Here is a 19,231-nt window from a genome sequence, read left to right as displayed (position 1 = left end):
TATGTGGCGCTCATGCTAGTCACGGGCCACTCCTGGAGCGCCCGGTCAGCACGGACTCCCCACAGAATGGAGGACTTAGTCCCGAAGTCACTGTGCCGAGTCAAGGATCGTGATAAGCGGTGAACCCTGAGTGGTTTTGTCAGGGTGGCTGCTAGAAGTGGTGGACGCTGTCGGAATCAGAGTGGCTGATGCGGCAAAAGTGGCCGGAGTTGACCGCTGAAGTGGCCCGATCGGGCAGAGGGGCGATGGTTTTCGGCCATCCGATCCGGGGGTGGTGCTTCCATGGGGTGAACGTCACAGCGGCGGGCCTCCGCCCCCGGAGGCCCGGCGGACTACCGTTGTGCGGGTGCCCAAGAACAGAAACACGTTCTCACTTCCGGCGCCTTCCGCCTGGTGGCGAGGGGTGCTGACCCGCGCCGTCCACCGGGGTTGGCGCTGGGCGCAGGACGCGGGCGCCATCACGGCCGAGCATCCCGGACGGCTGCGCTTCCGCAGTCTGGGCCGGGGCACGCGGCTGGCGTTTCCGCAGGGCACGGTGTTCGGGGAGCCGTGGATCGAACTGGGTGACCACTGCGTGATCGCCGAACAGGTCACGCTCACGGCGGGCATGGCGCCCGGGCTCGATCTGGGCGCCGACCCCGTTCTGACCGTGGGGAACGGTGTCGTCCTCGGCCGTGGCAGCCATGTCGTCGCGGACAGCCGGGTGACCATCGGCCCGGACACGTACTGCGGTCCATACGTCTACATCACCTCCACCAATCACAGCTATGACGATCCGCACGAGCCCGTGGGCAAGCAGTGGCCGCGCACCGAAGCGGTCGAGATCGGACCCGGCTGCTGGCTGGGCACCGGGGCCGTGGTCCTGCCCGGGGCGCGCCTCGGCCGCAATGTCGTGGTCGCGGCGGGCGCGGTCGTACGGGGAGAGGTGGCCGATCACTCGGTGGTGGCGGGGGCGCCGGCCCGGGTGGTACGGAGCTGGGATCCCGTCGGCGGCTGGGATCCGCCCCTGCGGACGCCCGCCCCCGTACCGATTCCGGACGGCATCACTCCGGAGCAGTTGCTGGCCGTCGCGGAGCTGGAGAGGCGGCCGGAGAACTGACGGCCCGGTCGGTCCGGGGCGCTTGCGTCGACCACGCGCCGTGCCCGGCCGGCCGGTCCGTTCGGGTACGGGCGCCGGGGTGGTGGGCGGGGGGCTGCCCATGGATCCGGGTGGGGCGGGGTGCTGCCCGAGCGGCTGCGTGGTCGGGCGGGGCGACCGCCCGGCGCACGGGCGCGGCACCCGGGCGGCAGGGTGCGGTAAGGGCCGGCTCCGGATACGCGGCCGGGGCCCGGTAACGGGCAGGCCCGCGGATGCGGCGTCCGAAGGCCGAGCTTTCTGTGGCTCCCTCACCTCCGGGGCCTCGCGTGGGTGTCGACGGCCGACCGTGCTCGACCACTCGGTCTTCGCGGGCTCGGCGCCTTCTCCCTTGGCTCACCCACGGCCCCCCTTCGGGCCCGGTCAGCCGGTCGCCAGCAGGACCGTGCCCACCAGCGCGAGCCCCGCGCCCGCCGCCTGGATCACCCGCAATCGCTCCCTGAGCAGGACGAGCGCGGCCAGCACGGTCACCACCGGGTAGAGGTTCGCCAGGACGGCCGCGACGGTGACGGGCCCGGCCTGGGCGGCCAGTGAGTATGTGCCGTTGGCCGCCACGTCCGCCAGCCCCACGAACGCGAGCGGCGGGAGCGCGGAGCGGATCACCCGCATCCCGCCCTCCTCCGGCAGGGCCCGCCCGCCGCGCCTGACCGAGACGTACAGCGCCGCCGCGCCGATGGCGACATTGGTGACCCGCTGGACGAAGAGCGCGAGGAACAGCCCGCTGACGGTGGACGACGCCTCGGCGATCAGTGCCATCACCGCGCCGAAGCCGAAGGCGGCGGTGAGAGTGAGCGCGATCGCCTGCCGCTGCACGGGCGCACCGCGGAGCTCGGGCCCGCCCGCGAGGACGATGCCCGCCACCGCCACCCCGACCCCCGCGAACGGGAGGACCCCGGGCCGCTCCCCGAGAAGGAGGCCCAGGCAGACCGGCACGGCAACGCCCAGGGAACCGAGCGGCGAGACGACCCCCATGGGACCCAGGGCGAGGGCGCGGTAGAAACAGAGGAGCGCCACCGGTCCGACGGCGCCCGCCGCCGCCGCGTACCAGAGCTGGGGTCCGGCCTCCCGCCACGCGCCCGTGGCGATCACGATCGCGCCGAGAACGACCGCCGCGATCGCCTGGGAGGCCACGACGACCGTGGCGGCCGGGATGCGGCGGGTCAGCAGGCCGCCGCCGAAGTCGGCGAGTCCCCACAGCAGGGCGGTGGTCAGCGCGAGCAGTGCGACCATGGAGAGACCTCGCAGTACAGTGCGTTGAACAATTGGGTGCACCACACCGTAGTGCAAGATAATGAACTCTATCATTCACTCCAATGGACGGAATGTGTCGGACCTCGACCAGTTGACTCAGTCGCTCGCCCGTAATCTGAAGCGCTGGCGCGGTGAGCGGGGGTTCACGCTCGACGCCCTCGCCGCCCGCGCCGGGGTGAGCCGTGGCATGATCATCCAGATCGAGCAGGCGCGGACGAACCCGAGTGTCGGGACCACGGTGAAGCTCGCCGACGCGCTCGGTGTCAGCATCACCACGCTCCTCGACTACGAACGGGGTGCGCAGGTCCGGCTGGTGCCCCCCGAAGGGGCCGTACGGCTGTGGACCACGCCGGCCGGGAGCTTCAGCAGACTGCTGATCGGCACGGACAAGCCCGGCCCGCTGGAGATGTGGAGCTGGCGGCTGATGCCCGGTGAGGGCAGCGGCTCCGATCCGCACCCCGGCGGCACGGCCGAGCTGCTCCATGTCACGGCGGGTGTGCTCACGCTGGTCGTGGACGGTGTGGAGCACTCCGTGGTGACGGGCGCCTCGGCGGCCTTCGAGGCGGATGTGCCGCATATGTACCGCAATGACGGCGAGGAACCGGTGACGATGACCATGACGGTCCTGGTGCCGCCCCCGCGCTGAGCCCGGCCGAACCCGTCGGCCCCGGGGGTGTGACTCGGCTCTTCCCCGGATTCCGTCCCGGGGGTGCCCTGCCGCCGGAACTCGGGCGGGGGCTCATCTGTGCGTCGGCGGTCGATCGTGCTCGACCACTCGTTCCTCGCGTCCCCCGTGCGTCCTCCCTCACGGCACCCAGGGCCCCCGCATTCACGGCCCGACCCCTCCCGGTGGAGGCCAGGGCCGCTGTTAGCGTGGCGCGTATGCATGCTCCCATCGGCGCCTTCGACGACGCCCGCCCCGCCTCCGACTGCCTCGACCTGCTGACCGCGCCCGTCGCCGACGCCGTACGCGCCTGGTCCGGCGCCGTGCCCGCCGAGCAGCTGATCTATGTCGACACCGACCCGCGGATCGCGGACACGGCCGCCTTCGTCGAGCACCACGGACAGGAGCTCCTCGACCAGTCGGCGAACTGCGTCGTCGTCGCGGGAAAGCGCGGCGGCGGGATCACGCTCGCGGGCTGTCTCGTCCCCTCCCGGGCGCGCGTCGACGTCAACGGGGTCGTACGCAGGCATCTGGGCGCGCGCAAGGCGTCGTTCGCCTCGATGGACACGGCCGTCGGGGAGACGGGCATGGAGTACGGAGGGATCACCCCCATCGGCCTGCCCGCCGGCTGGCCGCTGCTGGTGGACTCCCTCGTGGTCGACACTCCCTGGGTACTCATCGGCAGTGGCCGCCGGAGGGGAAAGCTGATCGTGCCCGGCAAGGCGTTCACCGAGCTGCCGGGCGCGGTGGTCCTGGACGGCCTCGGCGTCTGAGCCGAGGGCCGGACGCCTGATCCGCAGTCCGGGCGCCGGGACCTCAGCCCAGCCGGGGGATCTCGATCGCGGGGCAGCGATCCATGACGATATCGAGCCCGGCCGCGCGCGTGCGCTCGTACGCCTGCTCGTCGATCACGCCCAGCTGGAACCAGACCGCCTTCGCGCCGATCGAGACGGCCTGGTCGGCGACCGGGCCGGCGAGCTCGGAATTGACGAACACATCGACCACGTCGACGTCGAAGGGGATGTCGGCCAGGGTCGCGTAACCCTTCTCGCCGTGGACCGTCTCGGCCTTCGGGTGGACGGGCACCACCCGCTTGCCGTAGCGCTGGAGGACCTCGGCGACCCCGTAGGCCGCGCGTGACCGGTTGCCGGACAGGCCGACCACCGCCCAGGTGTCGCCGGTCGAGGTCAGGATTCTGCGGATCGTCTCACTGTCTGCGTACATACCTTCGACAACGGGCGAACCGTACGGACGATTCCCCACCGCGTGCACTCGTACGGGTGATGCATAGGGTGGTCGGATGCAGGAGCAGTACCGGACGGTCGCCCGCGAGGGTGTGCACGAGACCGAGATCGGCAGATCGCGCTTCATCTGCGCGCTCGCGCCCGCCGCGACCGAGGAGGAGGCGCAGGCGTTCGTCGCCCGGGTCCGCGGGGAGCACCCGGCCGCGACACACAACTGCTTCGCCTATGTCATCGGTGCCGACGCCTCCGTACAGAGGGCGAGCGACGACGGCGAGCCGGGCGGGACCGCCGGTGTGCCCATGCTCCAGATGCTGATGCGGCGTGACATCCGCTACGCCGTGGCCGTCGTGACCCGGTACTACGGCGGGGTCAAACTCGGCGCCGGCGGGCTGATCCGGGCGTACGGGGGAGTGGTCGGCGAGGCGCTCGACGCGCTGGGCACGCTCACCCGCCGGCGCTTCAGGCTCGCCACGGTCACCGTCGGCCACGAGCGGGCGGGAAAGCTGGAGAACGACCTCCGGGCCACCAGCCATGCCGTGCGCGATGTCCGGTACGCGGAGAACGTCACCATCGAGATCGGGCTGCCGGACGCCGAAGCCGACGCCTTCCGGGCCTGGCTGGCGGATATCACCGCGGGAACCGCGTTGCTGGAGTTGGGTGGTGAGGCGTATGGGGACGCCTGAGTTCACCGGAACGCCCGAAGCCCCACGCGTTGTCAGACCCCGCCGTTAGTCTCGGGGATCATGAGATTCCTGCATACGTCGGACTGGCACCTGGGGCGCTCGCTCCACCGGGTGAGCATGCTCGACGCCCAGGCCGCCTTCCTCGACCATCTGGTGGCGACGGTGCGCGAGCGCGAGGTCGACGCGGTGCTGGTGGCGGGAGACGTCTACGACCGGGCCGTGCCCCCGCTCGCCGCGGTGCGGCTGTACGACGACGCCCTGCACCGTCTCGCCGCCGAGGGCGTGCGCACCGTGATGATCTCGGGGAACCACGACTCGGCGCGCCGTCTGGGCGTCGGGGCCGGGCTCATCGAGCGCGCCGGAATCCATCTGCGGACCGACCCGGCGGCCTGCGGCACCCCCGTGATGCTCTCCGACCGCCACGGCGATGTGGCGTGCTACGGACTGCCCTATCTCGAACCGGCGCTGGTGAAGGACGAGTTCCAGGCGGAGAAGGCCCGCCACGAGGCCGTCCTCGGCGCTGCGATGGACCGGGTCCGGGCCGACCTCGCGACCCGTGGGGCGGGCACCCGGTCCCTCGTCCTCGCCCATGCCTTCGTCGCCGGGGGCCGGGGGAGCGACAGCGAGCGGGACATCACCGTCGGAGGCGTCTCGGCCGTGCCCGCCGGGGTCTTCCACGGCGTGGACTATGTCGCCCTCGGGCATCTGCACGGCTGCCAGACCCTCACCGACCGGGTGCGCTACTCGGGATCGCCCCTCGCCTACTCCTTCTCCGAGGCCGACCACCGCAAGACCATGTGGCTCGTCGACCTCGGCGCCGACGGCGGGATCCGCGCCGAGCGCGTCGACTGCCCCGTGCCCCGGCCGCTCGCCCGGCTGCGCGGCACCCTCGACGTGCTGCTCGACGCCCCGGCGCTGGAGCGCCACGAGGAGTCGTTCGTCGAGGCGACACTGACCGACGCGGTCCGTCCGGCCGAACCGATGGCGCGCCTCGGCGCCCGCTTCCCGCACACACTGAGCCTGGTCTTCGAGCCCGAGCGCGCTCCCGACGGCCGGCCCGCCGCTTCGTACGCACAGCGGCTGAAGGGGCGCAGCGAGCAGCAGGTCGCGGAGGACTTCGTCGCGCATGTGCGCGGCGGCACCGGTCCGGACGAGCGGGAGCGGGCCGTTCTGCGGTCGGCGTTCGACGACGTACGGGCGGCGGAGACCATGAACGAGGGGACGGTTCGGCGTGGGTGATTCCATCAGGGGGGCCGACGGGTCCGGCGGTGGTGCCGGATCCGTGCCGGGTGGTGCGGAGCGCGGCGGCGCCGCGCGCGCGAGGTCCGCGCCGGCCGCCGGGGCCGGGCGGGTGACGGCACGGGCCGTACCGGACGAGTCCGCCCGGGCCGGGGCCACGCCGGCCGGGTACGCACGCGAGGCGAGGGGAACGGTACGCGAGGCGGCGGAGTCGGTACGCGAGGTGGCCGGGTGAGACTGCACCGGCTGTCCCTCACCGCCTTCGGCCCCTTCGGAGCCGTACAGGAAGTGGACTTCGACACCCTGGCCGCCGACGGGATCTTCCTGCTCCACGGGCCGACGGGCGCGGGCAAGACCTCCGTCCTGGACGCGGTGTGCTTCGCCCTGTACGGGGCCGTGCCCGGCGCCCGGCAGACTCCGGGTGCCTCGCTGCGCAGCGACCACTCCGAGTCCGGCACCCTCACCGAGGTACTCCTCGAACTGACCGTCGCGGGACGGCGGCTGGAGATCACCCGGAGCCCCGCCCAGCCCCGCCCCAAGAAGAACGGCAAGGGCTACACCACCGAGCGGGCCCAGTGCCGGCTGCGTGAGTACGACGCCCGGAGTGGTGCCTGGCAGGCGCTGAGCCGCTCCCATCAGGAGATCGGCGAGGAGATCACCCAGCTCGTCGGGATGAGCCGCGACCAGTTCTGCCAGGTCGTGCTGTTGCCGCAGGGCGACTTCGCCCGCTTTCTGCGCGCCGACGCCGAAGCCCGCGGAAAGCTCCTCGGCCGTCTTTTCGACACCCGCCGCTACGCCGCCGTCGAGGAGCGCCTCGCGGACCGCCGGCGCGCGGCGGAAGCACGGGTACGAGCCGGTGACGAGCGCCTTCTGGCCATCGCGCACAAGATGGAGCAGGCGGCGGGCCCGGCGGCCGGTGACTGGCCGTCCCCCGAACGGCAGCCGGGTGATCCGGGGCTCGCCGACGCCGTACTGGAGTGGGCTGCCGTCGCCCGCACGGGCGCGCGGGAGTATCTGACCGTGGCGGAATGCGCCCTCTCCACCACCGGGAGCCGTCAGTCCGCCGCTCGGTTCGCACTGGAAGGTGAGCGCGAACGGGACCGGCTCCAGCGGCGGTACGAGGACGCCCGGAGCCGCAGCGCGACGCTGGAGGAGCGGCAGCCCGAGTGCGAGGCGCTCCAGGCCCGGCTGGACCGGGCCCGCAAGGCCGAGCGGGTGAGCCCCGAGCTGACGCTCCGCGACGACGCCGAGCGTGATCACCGCACCGCGGGCGCCGTCCTGGAGCGGGTGAGCGCCGGACTGCCCGCCGACCTCGCCGACGCGGGCGCGGCCCGGCTCATGGAGCTGGAGCGCCGGCTCCGCCAGGACCTCGGCGGTCTCGACGCGGCCCGCCGGGCCGAGCGGCGGAGCGAGGAGATCACCCGCGAGCGCGCCGACCTCGACCGCGAGGCCCGGGCAGACGAGGAGTTCCTCCAGGACGCGGCGGGCTGGCTCGGTGGCTGGGACACCCTCCGCCACGGCCACCAGGAGCGCGTCACCGCCGCCCAGGAGGCGGCCACCCGTGCCGAGCATCTCGCCGGCCGGCTCGATCCCGCCCGCCGCAGGCTGCGCGCGGCCCGCGAGCGGGACCGCCTCTCGGCCCGGGCAGTGGCCGCAGGGGAAGAGCTGTGCTCGGCCCGCGACCGGGCGGCCACGGCACGGGAGAGATGGCTCGACCTCAAGGAGCGCCGACTGCTGGGGATGGCGGCGGAGCTGGCCACCGCCCTGGTCCCCGGAGCACCCTGCGCGGTCTGCGGCTCCGCGGAGCACCCCGGACCGGCCCGTGCCCGGCAGGACCAGGTCACGCCCGCCGAAGAGGATGCCGCGTACGAGGACTACACCCGCGCGGACGAGGCGAAATCCGCCGCCGAGCGGGAACTGGCCGTCGTACGGGAGGCCCTGGCGACCGCGGCCCAGGAGGCGCGGGAGGGCGAGGAACCGGGGGAGGGCGGGGAGGCGCGGCCCCGGAGGGTGCAGCCCCGGGACGGGGAGACCACCGGAGGAGACGTCGTCACGGACCGGGACCCGGAGGCCGGTGAACTGGAATCGCTCGTCCGGCTGCTGGAGAGCGAGCACCGCGAGGCCCATGACCTCGCCTCCGGGACGCACGCCGCCCGCGAGGCACTCGACCGCGCCGAGCGGGAGCACGAGGAGCGGGTCGCGGCGCTCCAGCTGGCCGAGCAGCGGGTGGCCGCCCGTACCTCGGCCCGGGAAGCGCTCGACCGTGAACAGGCCGGGCTCGGCCAGGAGCTGGAGCGCGCCCGTGGCGGTGAGCGCAGTGTCGCCGAACACGCCGCGGTGCTGGAGCGCCGGGCGAGCCTGCTCGCCGAGGCCGCCGAGGCCGTTCGCGCCCATGAACTCACCGCGCACAGCCTGAAGGAGGCCGACGCCCGGCTCTCCGACGCGGCGTACCGGGCCGGGTTCGACACCCCGGACGCCGTCGCGGAAGCTCTGTTGGACGACGGCGACCACCGCGACTTCCAGCGCCGTATCGACGCATGGCAGATGGAGGCCGCCGCGGTCGCCGACCGGCTCGCCGAGCGGGACGCCCGCGCCGCCGCGAAGCAGCCTCCCGCCGACGTCGCGGCCGCGGAGGCGGCGTACGACACCGCCGAGCGCGCACTGCGCGACGCCAACTCGGTGCTGGCCGCCGCCCGCGAGAGATGTGCCGAGCTGTCCCGGCTGTCAGGGGAGGCCGCCGCGGGGATCCAGGGGCTCGGCCCGCTGCGTGAGGAGTATGTGCGGGTGGCCCGGCTCGCCGCTCTCACCGCGGGTACCTCCGCCGACAACGAGCGCCGGATGCGCCTGGAGTCGTATGTGCTGGCGGCCCGGCTCGAACAGGTCGCGGCGGCGGCCACCGTACGGCTCCAGCGGATGTCGGCCGGCCGGTACACCCTGGTGCACTCCGACGCGCGCGCCGGGGGAAAACGCGCAGGGCTCGGGCTCCATGTCGTCGACTCCTGGACCGGCCGTGAGCGCGACACGGCGACGCTCTCCGGCGGCGAGACCTTCTTCGCCAGCCTGGCGCTGGCGCTGGGCCTCGCCGATGTCGTCACGGAGGAGGCCGGAGGGGTGCGACTGGACACCCTGTTCATCGACGAGGGTTTCGGCAGCCTCGACGAACAGACGCTGGACGAGGTCCTCGAAGTGCTCGACTCCCTGCGCGAAAGGGACCGCAGTGTCGGCATCGTCAGTCATGTCGCCGATCTGCGCAGACGTATCCCCACCCAGCTCGAAGTGCTCAAGGATCGGCACGGTTCGGTGGTGCGCCTGAGGACGGCCCCGCTCAGCGGCTGACCGGCCCCGGCGCGGGCCTGCCATGGTTGTCGCGGTCCTGCGCGAGGCACGGGGACCGTCGGCCTCCTGGCCCGGTAGGACCGGGTCCCCTTCGACGGGATGACCAGGAGAACCGGGCCCGGGAGGTGCCGTCGGAGACGCTGATCAGTGCTCCGGCCACCGTCCGGTCCGGTGCGCTGTCGGGCAGTTCGCGGGCGCCGGTCCCCGCAACGCGGACGCGCGCGTACGACACCGGAGCCGGGGCCGGGACCGACCGGCGCGGCCCATGGGTGTCCCCCGGTGCCACCGGTGCTGTTCCCCGGCCGGGGTGCCCGTCCGAGGAACAGGCAAGCGGCCTTCCCGCAGGTGACGGGGCGGCACGCGTACATACGCGTCCTTCCGTGCCGACGACCGTACGCGGCCGAGCCGGCCTCGGTCGGCCCGCCCCGGCCCGGCGGACGGTCCCCGGTCGTCCCGTCCCGACCAGGCCCCGCGGTCGTCCGTTCGCTGGGCGCATGACCGGTGGACTGGACCGCCCACCGGTCATGCGCCGACCGGCAGTGGCGGCCGGGCCCTTGACCAGCCCGGCCGCCTGTGCGGCATCAGAGCTTCGACAACTCGTCGACCAGATCGTCGAGACCCAGGGAGCCCTGCGACAGCGCCGCCATGTGCCACGCCTTCGCGTCGAACGCGTCGCCGTGCGCCTTGCGGGCGTTCTCACGCCCCAGCAGCCAGGCCCGTTCACCGAGCTTGTAGCCGATGGCCTGGCCGGGCATGGACAGATAGCGCGTCAGCTCGCTCTCCACGAAGTCCGCAGGCCGTCCGCTGTGGTTGCCGAAGAACTCCTGTGCCAGCTCGGGCGTCCAGCGCTCACCCGGGTGGAACGGCGAATCCGCCGGGATGTCCAGCCCCAGATGCATCCCGATGTCCACGATGACCCGGCAGGCCCGCATCATCTGGGCGTCGAGATAGCCGAGTCGGCGTTCCGCGTCGGGCAGGAACCCCAGCTCGTCCATGAGCCGTTCCGCGTACAGCGCCCAGCCCTCACAGTTGGCGCTGACCCCGCCGACCGTCGCCTGGTACCGGGAGAGCTGGTCCGCAACATGCACCCACTGCGCGAGCTGGAGATGATGGCCGGGGACGCCCTCGTGGTACCAGGTCGACACCAGGTCGTACACCGGGAAGCGGGTCGCGCCCATGGTCGGCAGCCAGGTCTGGCCGGGCCGGGAGAAGTCCTCGGAGGGGCCGGTGTAGTAGGGGGCGGCGGCGCTGCCCGAAGGCGCGATCCGGGACTCCACCCTGCGTACCCGCTCGGCGAGTTCGAAGTGGGTGCCGTCCAGCGCCTCGATGGCCTCGTCCATCAGGCCCTGGAGCCAGACGCGTACCTCGTCGACGCCCTCGATATGACGGCCGTGCTCATCAAGGTGCGCGAGCGCCTCCCAGGGGTCGGAGCCCGGAAGGATCTTGTCCGCCTCCGCCTTCATCTCGGTGAGCAGCCGGTGGTACTCCGACCATCCGTAGGCGTAGGCCTCGTCGAGATCCAGGTCGGTGCCGTTGAAGTAGCGCGACCAGCGGGCGTAGCGCTCACGGCCCACGGTGTCGGGCGCGTCCGCGACGGCCGGGGCGTACACATCGCGCATCCAGTCCCGCAGCGCGGTCAGGGCGTCGGTGGCGGTACGGGCCGCCGCGCCGAGTTCCGCGCGCAGGTCCTCGGGGCCGTCCGCGACGAACTCCTCGAACCAGCTGCGGTCGGTGCCGATCCACTCGGTCAGCTGGCCGATATTGGTCCGGGTGGCCCGGGGACCGCCGAAGAGTTCGCGCTCCAGACCCAGTTCCAGGGACGCGCGATAGCCCTCCAGCGCGTCCGGCACCGCGCGCAGGCGCTGCCCGACGGCTGCCCACTCCTCGTCGGTCCCCGTCGGCGTCACCGTGAACACCTCGCGCACCGAGTGGACGGGCGAGTGCAGATTGCTCACCGCGCGCAGCCCCTCATCGGCCTCGTGTACGGCGAGTTCGGCCGTCAGCCGCTCTCGCAGCAGCCGTCCGCAGCGCCGCTCCGCGTCACTGTCGGCACCGGGCAGCTTCTCGGCCTCGTCGAGCCTGGCGAGAGTGTCCCGGGCGAGCGCCGCGCGCTCCTCCTGACCGGCGGGGGAGTAGTCGGGGAGGCGGCTTGCGCTCTCCTTGACCCCCAGATAGGTGCCGGTGGTGGGATCGAGTTCGATGAGCGCGTCGACATAGGCGTCGGCGACCTGACGGGGCAGCGGGCTGCTGGGAATTACTGACATGAACACATCCTCCATGAGTGAGGGCCTCCGCGTCACCATCGTCCGGATCGGCGGGCCGTGCTGCGGCTGTCCAGTGGCCGGTCATCGACCGGTCGGACCTTGGAAAGAGTGTGGCCAAAGCGCAACGGCCATGGATCCACAGTCTGCTGGCGGACGGCGGCGCCGGGGCGCGGGAGCTCAGCGGTCACCGGCGGCGGGGGACCGGTCCGCCGCCGGCCGTTCCCCCGTCCGGTCGCCGGCCCCGGGCCCGTCGCTCCTCACCGGCGGCAGCAGGGGACCGCACTCCCACTGCTGGAAGATCAACCGGGTCTCCACCCGGGCGACTTCGCGGTGCGAGGTGAACTCGTCCACCACCAGCCGCTGGAGATCCGCCGTGTCCGCCACGGCCACATGCACGAGATAGTCGTCGGGGCCGGTGAGGTGGAACAGTGCCCGTGACTCCGGCAGCGCCCGGATCCGCTCCACGAACGTACTGATCAGCTCCCGGCGGTGCGGACGCAGCTGCACGGACAGCAGCGCCTGGAGTCCCCGGCCGAGCCGCGCCGGATCCAGCGCCAGCCGGTGCCCGAGGATCACTCCCGAGCGCCGCAGCCGGGCCACCCGGTCGAGGCAGGTGGAAGGAGCGACTCCGACCTCTGCCGCCAGCTCCCGGTACGTCGTCCGGGCGTCGTTCTGCAACAGGCGGAGTATCCGCAGGTCAACCGGGTCAAGAGCGACGGATTCGGTCATTCGCCGAACGTAGCACGGAGATGGGCCGATACTTCCCGGTAGGTGTTCACCCTGCGGTCATGGAGAAAGCAGCCTTCGCCGCTCCCGTACCCCGGGCGCTGGCCACCGAAGCAGTCCACGCCGGACGCGAGGACCTCGCGCAGCTCGGTCTGCACGCGCCGCCGCTGGACCTGTCGACCACCTATCCGTCGTACGACGCCGCCGCCGAGGCGGAGCGCATCGACGCCTTCGCCGCCTCCGGCGGGCGGCTGGAGGGCCCGCCCGTCTACGCCCGGCTCGACAATCCGACCACCGCCCGTTTCGAGACGGCGCTCGCCCGGCTCGAAGGGGCCGAGAGCGCGGTGGCCTTCGCCAGCGGGATGGCCGCGCTGACCGCCGTACTGCTGGTACGGGCCAGTAGGGGACTGCGCCATGTCGTCGCGGTCCGCCCGCTGTACGGATGTAGTGACCATCTGCTTGCCGCCGGACTGCTGGGTACGGAGGTGACCTGGACGGATCCGGCGGGAATCGCGGCGGAGATACGCCCCGACACCGGGCTCGTCATCGTCGAGACACCGGCCAACCCGACGCTGGCGGAGGTCGATCTCGACGCCGTGCGCCATGCCTGCGGCTCGGTGCCACTGCTCGTCGACAACACCTTCGCCACCCCCGTGCTCCAGCGCCCGCTGGAGCACGGCGCGAGGATCGTCCTGCACAGCGCGACCAAGTATCTGGGCGGCCACGGCGATGTGATGGGCGGGGTCGTCGCCTGCGACGAGGAGTTCGCCGGGCGGCTGCGGCAGGTCCGCTTCGCCACCGGGGGCGTACTGCATCCGATGGCGGGGTATCTGCTGCTGCGCGGACTCTCCACCCTGCCGGTACGGGTCCGGGCCGCGTCCGCCACCGCCGCCGAACTGGCCTCCCGGCTGGCGGCGGACCCCCGGATCACCCGGGTCCGCTATCCGCGGATCGGCGGGGCGATGGTCTCCTTCGAGGTGCGCGGGGACCCCCTGCGGGTCATCGCGGGGGTACGCCTGATCACACCGGCGGTGAGCCTCGGCAGCGTGGACACCCTGATCCAGCACCCGGCCTCCATCAGTCACCGCATCGTGGCCGAAACGGACCGTCGGGCGGCGGGCGTCGGTGAACAGCTGCTGAGGCTGTCGGTGGGGCTGGAAGACATCGAGGACCTTTGGCTCGATCTCGACGCCGCCCTCGACGCTTCGCGGGCCGTCTCCCCTGCCGCCTCGGGCGTGGATTCCCGGAGCGGTGCGCCGTTGGCGCCGGGCGGGCGGGGAGCCCCGGCACCCTGAGGGCCGTCCCTCGGCGGCCGGTTCACCGGGTGATCGGACGGGTTCCGGTGACGACGCGGGCCGGGGTCCCGGCCGCCCTGGGCCGGGGCCCGCGCCCGGGTTTCGGGGCGCCTCCGCAGGGACCCTTCCACCGGGGTGGCGACGCGGGGACCCTTCCGCAGGGTCGGCGACGCCGGGGTCCGGGCGCCGGGGCCTCCGCCGGGCCCGGGGGCAGCGCCTGGGCCGAGTTCCCGGCCCCGGCCGTCCGGCTCTCCCCGGCACCGGCTCAGTTCCCGGCCCCCGCCGGGTCCGTCTCAGCGTTCGGCCTGCTCGAACCGGGGGAGTTGAGCCGCGCCCGCGCCCTCCAGCGGGGCGGTGATCACCAGGGTCCCCTCCTCGATCTGGTAGTCCAGGGGCAGACCGAGGCCGCGCATGGCCGCGACCATGCCGGTGTTCCACGACTGGGTCACCGCGTACACACTCCCGCAGCCGGTCTCCCGGGCGAGGTCCACCAGCCGGCCCAGCAGCTCGGAACCGACGCCGCGGCGCTGCCAGTCGTCCTCGACGAGCAGGGCGACCTCGGTCTCGTCCCCGTCCCAGAGCAGATGGCCGAGTCCGACGAGTCGCCCGGAGGCCGTCTCGACGGCGAGTGTCCTGCCGTACCGCGGGCTGAGGAGATGGTCGAGGTAGCGGTGGGCGTCGCCGACCGGTCCGTGATAGCGCATCCGGAGCGTCTGCTCCGAGCAGCGGTCCTGCATCGCCTTGGCCGCCTCCACATCGCCCTGGTCGGCGCGGCGCACGGTGATCCCGTTTCCCTCGGGCAGGGTGAGGGCGTGCCGGGTGCGCGGGACGCGCGGCCCGAGCCGGGCGTCGAGGTCGAGCAGTGCCCTGACCCGGGCGAACTCCGTCGGGGTGAAGGGGAGATGGGGCCGCTCGATGATGATCGCGCCGCCGTCCGGCGCGCGCAGACGCAGCACCGTGTCCTCCTGCTCCAGTACGCCCTCCTCGGGCGGGAGGTCCCCGGTGGGAAGGCCGCCGAGAGAGACCGCCGGAAGCGAGTGGATGGAGCAGCGGCCCAGCAGTTGGCGCAGCGCCAGCGGCAGTTCCGCGGTGTCCAGCGCCGTACGGGTCGCGAGGCCGAGTACCCGGGTCGGGGCGTCGACCAGGTCGTGCGCGTCGGCGCGTTCGATCCAGGTGTCGGTGCCGCCGGCTGCCGAGACCGCCCCGGTCAGCCGCCTGATCTCCAGGACCGAAGGGACGCGCAGAAGGAACTCGTCGACCGTCCCCTTTGCCAGCGGGTGGGTCTGGAGGGTCAGTATGCCGATACGGAGACGGGCGAGCGCGGTGCACAGCGCGGCGAGGCTGCCGGGCTCGTCCCGGACGGTCGTACGCATCCGCCAGAGCAGGGTTTCCCCTGGGTCGGGTCCGCTCTGCGCGCCCTCTTCGCCGCCGATCCCCTCGCGGGAGCCCGAGCCGATCCCGTCCATGGAGCCCGAGCCCGAGCCGGAACCTGAATCGGAGTCGGAGCCGGTGCTCCGGCCGTCGTCCACGCCCCCGCCGTCGTCCGTGTCCGGACGGTGGGCGGGGCCGGTACTCCGGGCGGTCGCGGGCACGGCGGCGGCAGCCGCCGGGGGAGTGGTGCCGGTGGCGGTCGGAGGGGCATGGCCGCGGTGCCATGCCCACCATGTGTGGAACGCGGCCGTGGCGACGAACGTGAGGGTGGCGGCGACGAGCAGCACCGGCCCGTCCAGGGTGTGCCCGATCAGATGGACGACGACGATGTCGGCCACGGCCACCGCCGTGAACAGGGCCGCCAGTTCGACGAGATCCCGCCGCCAGTGATGCGGGCGGCGGGCGCTCTTCGCGGATGTCACCTCAGTCATGACACCCACTGTCTCCCTTGCTTGTTGCGCGATCACGAACGCTATGTGACTGATGGGTAAAGCAGCTATCCGGATGGCTATGGGCTATTTGCTCCGTATTCTGATGGGCCAGGGCTCGCCGGTGCAGCGCTCTCGGCGGTCGTGATCGCCTGGGCTCGCGTCCGAGGGGAACCGCCCTTTTCATCGGCCCCGGTACGAACCGCCCCGGCCTCACGCACCGCGCCTCAGCGCGCCGCCTCCCGGGCCAGCAGCTCCACGCCCCGCACGATCTCGGACGGTGCCAGATGGGCGTATCCCAGCACCAGCCGCACCCCCGTGTCCCGCACCGGCACCTGCTCATGATCGGTCAGCGCCCTCACGGCGACCCCGGCCCGCGCCGCGCACCCGAGGAAGCGGTCCTCGGGCCCGTACCGCTGCGGGAGCCGCGCGATGATGTGCAGCCCGGCGGCGATGCCGCTGACCTCGGTACCCGGGAAAAACTCCGCCAGCGCGCCCACCAGCACGTCCCGCCGCTCGCGGTAGGCGCGCTGACAGCGGCGCAACTGCCGGTCGTAGTCCCCGCGCTCGATGAAGTGGGCCAGCAGCGCCTGATCGATCGCCGGGTTGCCGAGATCCAGGGTCCGCTTGCGCTCGACGACCTCGTCCATCAGCCGGCGCGGGACGATCAGCCAGCCCAGCCGCAGTCCGGGCGCGAGGGACTTGCTCACCGAACCGCTGTACGCGACCCGGTCCGGATCGAGCCCCTGGAGCGCGCCCACCGGGGCCCGGTCGTAGCGGAAGTCCCCGTCGTAGTCGTCCTCGACGATCAGTCCGTCCACGGACCGCGCCCAGTCGAGGAGTTCGGCCCGGCGTGTCGCGGAGTATGCGATTCCGGAGGGGAACTGGTGGGCGGGCGTCGTCATCACCACCCGTACGCCGGACCGCCGCAGCGGCTCCATCGCGAGCCCTTCGCCGTCGAGGGGGAGCGGGCTCATCTCCAGGCCGACACCGGTGAACACGGCGCCATGGCCGGGGCTGCCCGGATCCTCCACGCCGATCGCCCGCTCCCCGCGGCGGTGGAGGACGAAGCCGAGCAGGGTGGTCGCCTGGGTGACGCCCGAGCACACGATCAGATGCTCCGGATCGGCCACCACACCGCGCCGCCGGGTGAGCAGGGACGCCAGCGCGGTGCGCAGCTCGGGCAGCCCGCGCGGATCGGGATAACCGAGCGCCCGGTGCGGCAGCCGGCCGAGCACGGTCTTGTGCGCCGCCGCCCAGGGCGCCCTCGGGAACAGGGACAGATCGGGCGTTCCGGCGCGGAAGTCCACCCGCGCGCCCGGAGCGCGCGGCGCGAGATTGACGGCCGTCCGCACTCCCGCGCGCGCCGCCGCCCCGACCCATGTGCCCGAGCCGCGGTCGCTCCGGAGGTACCCCTCCGCCGTCAGCTGCTCATAGGCCTCGGTGACCAGGCCCCGGGAGACCCCGAGGTCGGCGGCGAGTTCCCTGCTGGAGGGCAGCCGGGTGCCCGCCGCCAGCCGGCCCGAGCGGACCGCGTCCCGCAGCGCCGACTGGAGGGCGCGCCCGCGCTGACGGGCCGGTGCGCCCGCCGCCGGAAGGAGCAGCTCCCAGGAGAAGCCCGCCCCCGCTCCGGCGGACTTCTCCTCCGGCGGGCGATCCGCGCTCGCCGGGCCGCCTGATGAAGTGGTCCCCGATGACGTCATAAAGGTGGACCTTAAAGGGGACCGCGCGTTTCTCTAGCGTCGCCCTCATGACCCGCCGGACACATCCCCCGAACTCCCGGGCCCTGCACGGGATCCTCCTCGTCACCTTCGCCTACTGCCTGGTCGGAGCCTCCTTCACCGCCAACAGCCTGCTCGGCGACTATCCGTACGCGGGTGGTCAGGCCGTCCGCTACGCCCTCGCCTTCCTGCTTCTGCTGCCCCTGCTCGGCGGGCGGGCGGCACTGGGCCCGCTGCGCGCCCTGACCGCGCGCCAGTGGGGGCGGATCGCGCTGGTGGCCGGCGTGGGCATGGTCGGGTTCAATCTGGCGATCCTCGCGGCGGAGCGCACCTCCGAACCCGCCGTCCCGGGCGTGTTCGTCGGGTGCGCCCCCGTGATCGTGGCCGTGCTCGTCCCCCTGACGGACGGCAGACGCCCCACCCGGCCGGTGCTGTACGGAGCGCTCCTTGTCGCCCTCGGCGCTTTCACGGTGCAGGGGTGGGGCCGCACGGACACCGCGGGCATCGTCTGGTCGGTGTGCGCGCTGATCGGGGAGGTCGGATTCGCCGTCCTGGCCGCTCCGGTGCTGCGGCCGCTCGGCCCCCGGCTGCTCACGGCGTGCGTCTGCGCGGTCGCGGCCGTCGAGGCGACGGTGATCGGGCTGGTCCTGGACGGTGCGGCGTGGGTGCGTACTCCCACGCAGACCGAGACCCTGGCGCTGCTGTGGCAGGCGGCCGTGGTCACCGTGATCGGCTTTGTGACCTGGTACATGGGCGTTCAGCGCATCGGCACCGAGCGCGCCACCCTCTTCACCGGCATGATCCCCGTCGCCGCCGCGCTGACCGCGCCGCTGGTCGGCGTCGGCACCTTCGGCGCGGCCCAGGCTGCGGGCGGTGTGCTGGTGGGTGCGGGAGCGGCCCTCGGCTCGGGTGTCTTCGGCGAGAAGGCCCCGGGGCGGCCGCCGGGAGACACGGAGTCGGGCGCCCTGCCCCGGCCCGGTGCGTCAGACGCGGACGCGGGACCGGAAGGGAGTGCTCCGGACGGGCACCGGCCGGCCGCCGCCAACCGGCAGGGTTCCGCTTAGCCGGTAGGGGCCGGGCGCCGGGGACCGTGTACCGGGCCGCACCCCTTGTCGGCCGCCGGGTGGCCCGGGCCGGTCGTCACCGCGGTCCGGTCGTCACCGGCTGCGGCAGTACCACCGCCGGTGCGGCCGAACGGGTGGTTCTCGCCGAATCGGTCTCCCCTCGCCGTACCGGCCCTCCCGGCATCGGTGACCCCGCCGGGTCACGGGGCTTCCGTACGGCGCGAGGCCCGTGAGGCTCCCGCTCCGCCGACGGCGTTCGCCCTGCGCGCGCGGCGTGCGGGCCTCCGTACGCGGAGACCGCGGCGGTCCTCGGCCGGTCCGGGCCGACCGGTACCCGTGGCGGTCCCCGAGCGCCGCCCGGCCCTCTCGCTCCGGAGCACGCCCGATCGGTGACGGCGGGTGCAGGAACCGAAGCGCCCCCGCGGTTCGACGGCACGCGGGGAAAATCGGACGGTTCCTCCCCGGGCCGCGGAACGGATGACTCCGGACACGGGGTTCCGGATCACCGGGCCCGGCGGTTCGCCCGCTGTCCTCGGACTCTCCGTCGAGGAGCCCCCCGCCGTCCCGCAGCCGGAGATCGCGGAAGGACACATTCAGCGCCGCCGCGTGCCGCGGAATCGCGACAAAACCTCCGCGGGGAAGTCACAGCAGCACCTCGGGCCCCTCCCTTCCCTCGCACGTCAGGCCCCCTGTCCGAAAAAACATGGGCTTCCGCGAGGCGCGCGCTTCACTGGGGTGCTAACGCCCTGT

The 19,231-nt window shown here is 73.2% G+C and carries 14 protein-coding genes; 8 read left to right on the top strand and 6 right to left on the bottom strand.

The annotated features are described in order from the left end of the window. Window positions 1-346: 346 nt before the first annotated feature. Window positions 347-1,099 (top strand): acyltransferase, encoded by a 753-nt coding sequence (locus ACIBCM_RS24610; RefSeq protein ID WP_399246628.1) that lies wholly within the window; start codon window positions 347-349, stop codon window positions 1,097-1,099. 399 nt (window positions 1,100-1,498) lie between these two features. On the opposite strand, the gene ACIBCM_RS24605 is transcribed toward ACIBCM_RS24610, so the two are convergent. Then, window positions 1,499-2,365: an EamA family transporter gene (locus tag ACIBCM_RS24605; protein ID WP_399246626.1), complete on the bottom strand. Its 867-nt coding sequence runs from the start codon at window positions 2,363-2,365 to the stop codon at window positions 1,499-1,501. A gap of 61 nt (window positions 2,366-2,426) precedes the next feature. Here ACIBCM_RS24605 and ACIBCM_RS24600 point away from each other — a divergent pair, with 61 nt between their 5' ends. Further along, a complete protein-coding gene (locus ACIBCM_RS24600; protein WP_399246624.1) occupies window positions 2,427-3,032 on the top strand; it encodes a helix-turn-helix domain-containing protein in 606 nt (201 codons plus the stop codon). A gap of 236 nt (window positions 3,033-3,268) precedes the next feature. After that, a complete protein-coding gene (locus ACIBCM_RS24595; protein WP_399246622.1) occupies window positions 3,269-3,823 on the top strand; it encodes a YbaK/EbsC family protein in 555 nt (184 codons plus the stop codon). 43 nt (window positions 3,824-3,866) lie between these two features. Here the strand turns inward: ACIBCM_RS24595 and ACIBCM_RS24590 are convergent, their stop codons facing one another. Beyond that, window positions 3,867-4,274 carry a CoA-binding protein gene (locus tag ACIBCM_RS24590; RefSeq protein WP_399246620.1) on the bottom strand — a complete coding sequence of 136 codons (408 nt, stop codon included), beginning with the start codon at window positions 4,272-4,274 and terminating at the stop codon, window positions 3,867-3,869. A 76-nt stretch (window positions 4,275-4,350) separates the two neighbouring features. Between ACIBCM_RS24590 and ACIBCM_RS24585 the strand changes: the two genes are divergently transcribed. The 3 genes from ACIBCM_RS24585 to ACIBCM_RS24575 all read left to right on the top strand — a co-directional run bounded on the left by ACIBCM_RS24585 (window position 4,351) and on the right by ACIBCM_RS24575 (window position 9,552). Then, window positions 4,351-4,977 (top strand): YigZ family protein, encoded by a 627-nt coding sequence (locus ACIBCM_RS24585; RefSeq protein ID WP_399246618.1) that lies wholly within the window; start codon window positions 4,351-4,353, stop codon window positions 4,975-4,977. Between the two features lie 60 nt (window positions 4,978-5,037). Then, complete coding sequence (locus ACIBCM_RS24580; RefSeq protein WP_399246617.1) at window positions 5,038-6,216, top strand: exonuclease SbcCD subunit D; 1,179 nt, start codon at window positions 5,038-5,040, stop codon at window positions 6,214-6,216. A 231-nt stretch (window positions 6,217-6,447) separates the two neighbouring features. Continuing rightward, a complete protein-coding gene (locus tag ACIBCM_RS24575; protein ID WP_399246615.1) occupies window positions 6,448-9,552 on the top strand; it encodes an AAA family ATPase in 3,105 nt (1,034 codons plus the stop codon). A 581-nt stretch (window positions 9,553-10,133) separates the two neighbouring features. Here ACIBCM_RS24575 and ACIBCM_RS24570 read toward each other — a convergent pair. Beyond that, the gene (locus tag ACIBCM_RS24570) at window positions 10,134-11,816 is read right to left on the bottom strand and encodes a DUF885 domain-containing protein (RefSeq protein WP_399246613.1); all 1,683 of its coding nucleotides are present in this window, start codon (window positions 11,814-11,816) and stop codon (window positions 10,134-10,136) included. A 177-nt stretch (window positions 11,817-11,993) separates the two neighbouring features. Then, window positions 11,994-12,545: an Lrp/AsnC family transcriptional regulator gene (locus ACIBCM_RS24565; protein ID WP_399246611.1), complete on the bottom strand. Its 552-nt coding sequence runs from the start codon at window positions 12,543-12,545 to the stop codon at window positions 11,994-11,996. A 59-nt stretch (window positions 12,546-12,604) separates the two neighbouring features. Between ACIBCM_RS24565 and ACIBCM_RS24560 the strand changes: the two genes are divergently transcribed. Further along, window positions 12,605-13,837: a trans-sulfuration enzyme family protein gene (locus ACIBCM_RS24560; RefSeq protein WP_399246610.1), complete on the top strand. Its 1,233-nt coding sequence runs from the start codon at window positions 12,605-12,607 to the stop codon at window positions 13,835-13,837. Between the two features lie 293 nt (window positions 13,838-14,130). On the opposite strand, the gene ACIBCM_RS24555 is transcribed toward ACIBCM_RS24560, so the two are convergent. Together ACIBCM_RS24555 and ACIBCM_RS24550 are read right to left on the bottom strand one after the other, a co-directional pair. Then, a complete protein-coding gene (locus ACIBCM_RS24555; protein WP_399246608.1) occupies window positions 14,131-15,699 on the bottom strand; it encodes a GNAT family N-acetyltransferase in 1,569 nt (522 codons plus the stop codon). Between the two features lie 224 nt (window positions 15,700-15,923). Then, a complete protein-coding gene (locus tag ACIBCM_RS24550; protein WP_399246606.1) occupies window positions 15,924-17,399 on the bottom strand; it encodes a PLP-dependent aminotransferase family protein in 1,476 nt (491 codons plus the stop codon). 47 nt (window positions 17,400-17,446) lie between these two features. On the opposite strand from ACIBCM_RS24550, the gene ACIBCM_RS24545 reads away from it, so the two are divergent. Further along, window positions 17,447-18,481, top strand: a complete 1,035-nt coding sequence (locus ACIBCM_RS24545) for a DMT family transporter (protein ID WP_399246604.1) — start codon at window positions 17,447-17,449, stop codon at window positions 18,479-18,481. Window positions 18,482-19,231 lie beyond the last annotated feature (750 nt).

This window comes from Streptomyces sp. NPDC051018 (assembly GCF_044456085.1).
In the GTDB taxonomy this organism is placed as follows: domain Bacteria; phylum Actinomycetota; class Actinomycetes; order Streptomycetales; family Streptomycetaceae; genus Streptomyces.
Note: the sequence above shows the minus strand (reverse complement) of the source record. Positions and strands in the feature narration are given on the sequence as shown.

Bases quoted from the DNA above. Each gene is read 5' to 3' on its own strand.
- ACIBCM_RS24560 (WP_399246610.1), top strand. From the start codon at position 12,605: ATGGAGAAAGCAGCCTTCGCCGCTCCCGTACCCCGGGCGCTGGCCACC.
- ACIBCM_RS24590 (WP_399246620.1), bottom strand. From the start codon at position 4,274: ATGTACGCAGACAGTGAGACGATCCGCAGAATCCTGACCTCGACCGGC.
- ACIBCM_RS24595 (WP_399246622.1), top strand. From the start codon at position 3,269: ATGCATGCTCCCATCGGCGCCTTCGACGACGCCCGCCCCGCCTCCGAC.
- ACIBCM_RS24545 (WP_399246604.1), top strand. From the start codon at position 17,447: ATGACCCGCCGGACACATCCCCCGAACTCCCGGGCCCTGCACGGGATC.
- ACIBCM_RS24565 (WP_399246611.1), bottom strand. From the start codon at position 12,545: ATGACCGAATCCGTCGCTCTTGACCCGGTTGACCTGCGGATACTCCGC.
- ACIBCM_RS24555 (WP_399246608.1), bottom strand. From the start codon at position 15,699: ATGACTGAGGTGACATCCGCGAAGAGCGCCCGCCGCCCGCATCACTGG.
- ACIBCM_RS24585 (WP_399246618.1), top strand. From the start codon at position 4,351: ATGCAGGAGCAGTACCGGACGGTCGCCCGCGAGGGTGTGCACGAGACC.
- ACIBCM_RS24580 (WP_399246617.1), top strand. From the start codon at position 5,038: ATGAGATTCCTGCATACGTCGGACTGGCACCTGGGGCGCTCGCTCCAC.
- ACIBCM_RS24550 (WP_399246606.1), bottom strand. From the start codon at position 17,399: ATGACGTCATCGGGGACCACTTCATCAGGCGGCCCGGCGAGCGCGGAT.
- ACIBCM_RS24600 (WP_399246624.1), top strand. From the start codon at position 2,427: ATGAACTCTATCATTCACTCCAATGGACGGAATGTGTCGGACCTCGAC.
- ACIBCM_RS24570 (WP_399246613.1), bottom strand. From the start codon at position 11,816: ATGTCAGTAATTCCCAGCAGCCCGCTGCCCCGTCAGGTCGCCGACGCC.
- ACIBCM_RS24605 (WP_399246626.1), bottom strand. From the start codon at position 2,365: ATGGTCGCACTGCTCGCGCTGACCACCGCCCTGCTGTGGGGACTCGCC.